The organism is Succinivibrio sp. (assembly GCF_045124615.1).
GTDB classification, from domain to species: domain Bacteria; phylum Pseudomonadota; class Gammaproteobacteria; order Enterobacterales; family Succinivibrionaceae; genus Succinivibrio; species Succinivibrio faecicola.
Genome location: NZ_JBGVMC010000002.1, coordinates 1 through 5,728, shown reverse-complemented (window position 1 = coordinate 5,728; position 5,728 = coordinate 1). Strand labels below are relative to the sequence as shown.

General features: G+C 37.6%; 5 protein-coding genes. 2 read left to right on the top strand and 3 right to left on the bottom strand.

The annotated features are described in order from the left end of the window. Positions 1-476 precede the first annotated feature (476 nt). Positions 477-2,081: a methyl-accepting chemotaxis protein gene (locus tag ACJML3_RS00035; protein ID WP_406019577.1), complete on the top strand. Its 1,605-nt coding sequence runs from the start codon at positions 477-479 to the stop codon at positions 2,079-2,081. Between the two features lie 62 nt (positions 2,082-2,143). Here ACJML3_RS00035 and ACJML3_RS00030 read toward each other — a convergent pair whose 3' ends face one another. Further along, positions 2,144-2,926, bottom strand: a complete 783-nt coding sequence (locus ACJML3_RS00030) for an MBL fold metallo-hydrolase (protein ID WP_406019576.1) — start codon at positions 2,924-2,926, stop codon at positions 2,144-2,146. A gap of 78 nt (positions 2,927-3,004) precedes the next feature. Between ACJML3_RS00030 and ACJML3_RS00025 the strand changes: the two genes are divergently transcribed. Further along, on the top strand, positions 3,005-3,406 hold the full coding sequence (locus ACJML3_RS00025; RefSeq protein WP_406019575.1) for a MerR family transcriptional regulator: 402 nt from the start codon (positions 3,005-3,007) through the stop codon (positions 3,404-3,406). 36 nt (positions 3,407-3,442) lie between these two features. Here the strand turns inward: ACJML3_RS00025 and ACJML3_RS00020 are convergent, their stop codons facing one another. Both ACJML3_RS00020 and ACJML3_RS00015 read right to left on the bottom strand, forming a co-directional pair. Continuing rightward, entirely contained in the window at positions 3,443-3,613 is a 171-nt protein-coding gene (locus ACJML3_RS00020; protein ID WP_406019574.1) for a hypothetical protein, read from the bottom strand. 81 nt (positions 3,614-3,694) lie between these two features. After that, positions 3,695-5,728, bottom strand: a 2,034-nt coding sequence (locus ACJML3_RS00015; protein ID WP_406019573.1) for an autotransporter outer membrane beta-barrel domain-containing protein, incomplete at its 5' end; no start/stop codon positions are given.

Sequence of the window (5,728 nt, the reverse complement as noted above, 5' to 3'; positions counted from 1 at the left end):
TAATTCATCATTGCAAATCAAGAATTTCTTTTTCTGTAAAAGTTTTACATTTTTGCGCTTAACGAAAATTCCATAAAATAACTCTAAAAATAATAATAAATGCTCTAATTCGTTGGTACATAAGGTTTTTAATACTTTTTACAGACAAGTAAAATTATTTTGACGTAATACTCATTTTTAAACAAAAACTTTCATAATTTGACCAAATATACACTATCTGACATTTTAGTTTACTATTTTTGACTATCTCAAAAATTACTTTTTTCAAAAAAATTTCTTCAGCTAACTTAATGTATCAAAAGGCTTATTTATGCTGTCTAATTGCAAATTCGCTAATTTTGCAAATAAAAATGTTGACGTATATCACAATTTTGTTTAATGTGATATTCATCATATTCACCTTTATGTGCTTTTTAGTGTGCACATTTTTAAATTTATAAATTACAACTAACACATCGATGTTAATCGAGGTATTTATGAACTTTATAAATCTAGCATCAATAAAATCAAAGCTTATTACTAGCTATGTAGTTATTGTTTTAATGACTGTTTTTCTTGCATTCATTGCAATTACAAGCATGAACAATTCTCAGGGAATTGCTGTTGATAAAATCGATCAGCTAAACCAGAGATATGAAAGAACAAGATTATCTACAAGCGCTATGAACAAATTCAATGATGCTGTTAGAAAAATTGCGTCTAACTCTCAGAGAGGTGGCTCTAATGCAGATGTGACATCTCTTCTAGAAGAGCTAAAATTCAGAGTTGACAAGCTTCAGACAACAAGATTTCCTGTTGAAATTGGCGCTATCAAAAAAAGCACAAAAGATTATATCGATATTTTCAACAATGTATTCATGCCAGCTGTTCAGGATGGTGACTACAATCTTGCAAACTCTGTATATGTTTCAAATCTTAGCTATTACTATTCTAACTTTTTAGAGAATATGGCTGAGGTTAACGCAAAGCAGCTAAAAGAAACCAAAACTGCTATGCAGTCTCTTAAGAAAAACAAAACAGCTCTAATCATTATCGCATGTGCTGCAGCTGAAGCTATTATTGCTGTCATCATGGCTCTTAGAATTCCTATGATTATTGTCAATGCAATCAAGAACATCGGTAAGAGCATCAGCGTATTTGCTAACGGCAACCTTGTTGAGAAGATCAGCACCGATAGAAAAGATGAGTTCAATCCTCTAGCTTGCGATCTTGAAAACATGAGACACAACCTACACAAAGATATGTTTAAGGTTGTTGATGTTTCAAACAAGCTTGGCAAAGTAATTGATGAGCTGTCAGATACCTCAGAGAAGATCAACGCAACTGCAGAAGAAAACCAGAAGAGAGCTTTAACTGTTGCTGCTGCATCTGAAGAAATGGTTCTTACAACAAGCGATATTGCAAAGAACTGTGAAAACGCAACTGTTGCAGCGCAGGAGTCAGCAGCATCAACAACTGATGGTGTAAATAAGGTTCAGACTATCATTGACAAGATTGCAAATCAGGTTAAGAAGTCAAAAGAAGATGCTGTTCTTGTTCAGAATCTGTCAGTTCAGGTTCAGAAGATTGAAAGCATTGTTAACACAATTGATGACATTGCATCTCAGACTAACCTTTTAGCTTTAAATGCTGCAATTGAGGCAGCTCGCGCAGGTGAAGCAGGTAAAGGCTTTGCTGTTGTAGCTGATGAAGTTCGTGCTTTAGCATCAAGAACTACAGCATCTACAAACGAAATCACAGCTATGGTTTCAAAGATCCAGACAGATGCGTCTGTAGCAGATTCTGCAATCCAGGAATCAGTAGTTGTAATGGATGAACTTTCAGAGGAAAGCTCACAGGTTGAATCTATCCTTGGTAATCTGACTACTATGGTTAATACCGTATCAGAGCAGATCACTCAGATTGCTACTGCTGCAGAACAGCAGACTGTTGCAACTCAGGAGATTTCAACAAACATGAAATCAATTACCGATGGTTCTAAGGATCTGTCAAATTCTATCAATTTCGTTAACAGCGAAATCAAGGATTCAAACGATCAGGTTGTAACCTTGATGAATATGGTAAGCAAGTTTACAGTTTAAAAATCGTTAATACTCAAAATCAGACTAGTCCATTAACTTTTGTTAATGGACTTTTTTTGTTGCTAAAACTCTATACATTCCTTTTGAGCAGGTACAAAAAGATTTGTTAGATTCTCAAGCTTTCCATAGGCTCTTAAGCTGTCTGCACTTACTGTTGCATGTGATACACAGTCAAGATGTGTTGCAACTATACTGATATTCTTAACATATCTGCAAAGAACTCTAACATCATCAAGTCCCATCATTATGCTGTGTGATGGACACATCTGAGCACATGCCGCATTAACAGCCATTACATAAGGTTTGAATTTTTCAATTGCTTCAAAAACACTTTCATATAGGATTGTATCTCCAGCCAGATAAAAAGAGCCTTTTTCTTTTGGTGATTCAAGCACAAAACCATGTGCTGTTCCATCAATTCCTTTATCTTTGAAAATCTTGTGGACAACAGGATCACCATCTCCATGTTCACAGTCTGTAACACTGATTTTTATATCTTTGAATGAACTGCCATCCTGCGCATTTATAACAGTTTTAAATCCTATATCATTCATGAACCAGGCATCTTTACTGTTTGAAACTATTACAGGAATATCCTTTGGAATCAGCTGTTTTGCGGCCTCATCAAAGTGGTCAAAATGTAGATGTGTCACTAAAAGAGCATCAACATTAAAAAGCTCGTCTACAGGACAGGGCAGCTCCGTTGTTGGATTTCCTTTTGCACAGTTTATTGTTGTTGGTACATCAGGATATGCAAATTTCTTTGCAAGCATAGGATCAACTAAAAATCTTACTCCTGCATAGGTTACAATGCTTGTGGCACCTCTTATCTGTTCAAATTTCATAACATATCTCCATAATTGTTGAACCGACTGTAGCTGAAGTATAAAATCTACAGTAACTGTAGAGACAAGGACTTTGTTATGAAGATCGGTGAACTTTCAAAACTTACAGGTTTTCCTGTAACTACAATACGATTTTTTGAAGAAAAAAAACTGATCACGCCAGTAAACAGATCACTTAGTGGCCAAAGAATATATGATGAAAAAAGCGTTGAGAGATTACAGTTTATTAAAGCGGCCAGAAACAGCGGAATGCATTTGTCTTGCATTTCAAGGATCATAGATTATGAAAACAAGAAAATAACCGATAATGACGATCTAGAAAAAAGAATTGAATCTATTCTCTATGAATGCGAAGTAAGAAAACAGCAGATGCAGCTTCTTGAAAAGAAACTTAATGATGTACTCTGTAATATCAGAAAAGACAGAAAACAGTCTAATTCATTAAACAGAATCTATAAAGCATTCAGCAAAGATAAATAAGTTATCAAGGAAAGCACTTGAGTGTATTCAAAGTGCTTATATGAACAGTAGGAATATTGAGATTACAAAAAATGTCATCCAGCAGATAAATGGGAGATCTCTGTATCCTTTAAGCTTTTCACCACAGTTTTCAGAAATATAAGCAGCTATCAATGCCGCAACTGCATTAAAAGCTATCATATACAATATCTGACCAATACCAGGCATATACTTCTCTCTTTTTAGTCAAAATAGCCAGGAGCGAGCTCCTGGCTAAACTTACTTGTCTAATCTAAAGGATATATAAGATTAGAATGTGTAGCGAGCACCAATCTGAGCTGACAGTTCGTTAGTCTCAGATGAACCGGTGTAGCTTAAGCCTGCACCAAAGGTTGCAGCACCCTTGGCAGCGCTTACACTAGCACCAACGCTATAAGTTACATCATCCATAACCTCAGCATCCAGGTTCAGAGTATTCTTTACACCAGTAAACTGAGTTGATGATGAAACAGTCTTATCACCTGTATTGAATGTTACCTTAGCAGTAAATGCAGGCTTTACATTCCATTCGCCAGCAGTAATCTGCTTAGATAAATCAAATCCTACAGGGATTGAGAAGATATGAGCTGTATCAGCATCTGTGTATGCAACGATACCCTTTGCACTCTTAACAGCATAGCTCTCTAAGTTGAAGCTTGTATAACGAGCACCAACGAAAGGAGAAATGTCTGCAACCTGAGTGTTGAAGGTGTACTTAACATTAGCACCGGCAGTGAATACCTTCATATCAGCATCAGCATTTACAATGCCCTTGAACTCGTTCTGAGCAACTGTATAGCCAACATCTGACAGGATTGAAACACCTGATGCTAACTTAGCTGAACCGTAGATACCAAAGCCGTATGTATCAACATCGTTCTTAACGTTGTGACCTGCGCCTTTGCCATCAACATCACCAGTACCGAAGGTTGCATAAGCACCAACCTTAGAGCCTTCAGCCATATTGTAATCAGCACCGATTACCAATGATGTTAAATCAAGATCAGCACCGTAGTTTGCACCCTGAGCCTCGAAAGAGTCAGAATCTGTATTCTTATAGACTGCATTAGCCCATACAGAAATATCTTCACCCTTTACTTCAGCTGAGTTGTCGATACCTAAGCCTAAACGAGCCTGTGCTGCGTCTATACCGGTATTTACAGCGGCAGCTGCTGCCTGGTATGCACCACCGAAGGTTGCAAGACGTGCTGCAGATTCAATGTTAGCACCACCATCAACAAGTGCATTTTCCATGATGAAATCAGAGCCAACACCATCACCTGTTAGAGCTGTATCAGCAACTTCTGCAACAAGGTTCTTTACAGGTAAAGAAGCATTGTATAAAGCAGTGTTGATATAGCCACGGTTTACAGTAATATCAGTGATACCACCATCAACAGTCAGTTTAGCTTCATTGTACAGAGGGCTTAACTGAACTGATACCTTGTCTGCATCAGCAGCGGATATAACAGTACCACCATTATCAGCATTACCAAATACCTTAACGTCCTTAATATCCTGCTTGGTTGCATTACCAGCAAAGATAACTTTAGACTTACCAGCTACTGTTACACCTGTACCATTAATATCAGCAGTTAAAACAGCCTTACCTGTTGCTACAGACTTAGCAGCAGCATTCTTGCCGATTACAACAGCTGACTTGTCACCGAGTGTGATTACACCTGGGGTTGCAGGATTTGCATCTGAATCAACAGTCAGGCCTTTACCTGTGCCTAGTTTTACTAATGCATCAGTATAGATAGCATTCTTTACGCCATTCTGTTTGAATGAGCCGTTTGCATCGGTCAATCCTAGGGATGAGAGAACTGAACGAGCCTGCTCTACAGAAGAAACGCCGACAGCTAATGCAGCATTCTTACCTACAACAATATCGCCAGTTGTTACTTCAATGCCTTTAGAATCTGTAGCAAGATGCTCAGCACCTACAAATGCAGCCTGCTGACCAAACTCTGGGTCAATGAAGATTTTACCAGCAGAGGTTAAGGTCTTAGCATAAATAGAGCCTGTGCCGTTAGGATCATCGTCTTTACCAACGTTAATATCACCTTCACCATTTACATTATCAGCAATTAAGCTTGCACCACCAATAATGGTTGTCATATTAGCTAAAGATACTTCCTTAGCATTTACAACACCACCAGTTAGCTCAACTGTTGATTTTGCATCTAACTTATCAGCAGTAATGTTACCAGCTGATTTTAGATCCTTCTCAGCTACTAAATCTTTAGCAGTGATAGAGCCAGCCTTAATTTCTGATTCAGCTTTTAAGGTTACCTTACCGGT

Bases quoted from the DNA above. Each gene is read 5' to 3' on its own strand.
- ACJML3_RS00035 (WP_406019577.1), top strand. From the start codon at position 477: ATGAACTTTATAAATCTAGCATCAATAAAATCAAAGCTTATTACTAGC.
- ACJML3_RS00030 (WP_406019576.1), bottom strand. From the start codon at position 2,926: ATGAAATTTGAACAGATAAGAGGTGCCACAAGCATTGTAACCTATGCA.
- ACJML3_RS00025 (WP_406019575.1), top strand. From the start codon at position 3,005: ATGAAGATCGGTGAACTTTCAAAACTTACAGGTTTTCCTGTAACTACA.
- ACJML3_RS00020 (WP_406019574.1), bottom strand. From the start codon at position 3,613: ATGCCTGGTATTGGTCAGATATTGTATATGATAGCTTTTAATGCAGTT.